Below are 302 nucleotides of genomic sequence, written 5' to 3'. Positions count from 1 at the left end.
GCTGTCAGCGATTACTCCATCCCCGTGACCGGCGTGGTCAGGGCGGGCAGGGTGTACGGCACCCAGTTCCACCCCGAAAAGAGCGGGGAGACGGGGCTGCGCATATTGAGAGCGTTTGCAGAATTGTAAACTGGCTCGCCCTCTCAGTCAAAGCCTGGCGGCTTTGCGAAGCAAAGACGGAGAGGGTAAGGCCGCTAAAGGAGAATCTATGAATATATTCCCAGCCATTGACTTGCGGGGCGGCAAAGTTGTCCGCCTGACGCAGGGAGATTATGACCGTATGACCGTTTACGGGGAGGACC

Annotated in this window: 1 protein-coding gene and 1 pseudogene; both read left to right on the top strand. The window is 57.9% G+C overall.

All coding sequences use genetic code 11. The features are described 5' to 3' along the window. Positions 1–129: pseudogene (gene hisH, locus P0G09_RS18550) on the top strand (imidazole glycerol phosphate synthase subunit HisH); the annotation flags it as partial. A gap of 79 nt (positions 130–208) precedes the next feature. After that, positions 209–302, top strand: a 94-nt coding sequence (locus tag P0G09_RS18545) for a HisA/HisF-related TIM barrel protein (RefSeq protein ID WP_275253406.1), incomplete at its 3' end; no start/stop codon positions are given.

The organism is Faecalibacterium sp. DFI.5.82 (assembly GCF_029076575.1).
GTDB lineage: Bacteria > Bacillota > Clostridia > Oscillospirales > Ruminococcaceae > Faecalibacterium > Faecalibacterium duncaniae.
This window is presented reverse-complemented; position numbering and strand designations above follow the sequence as displayed.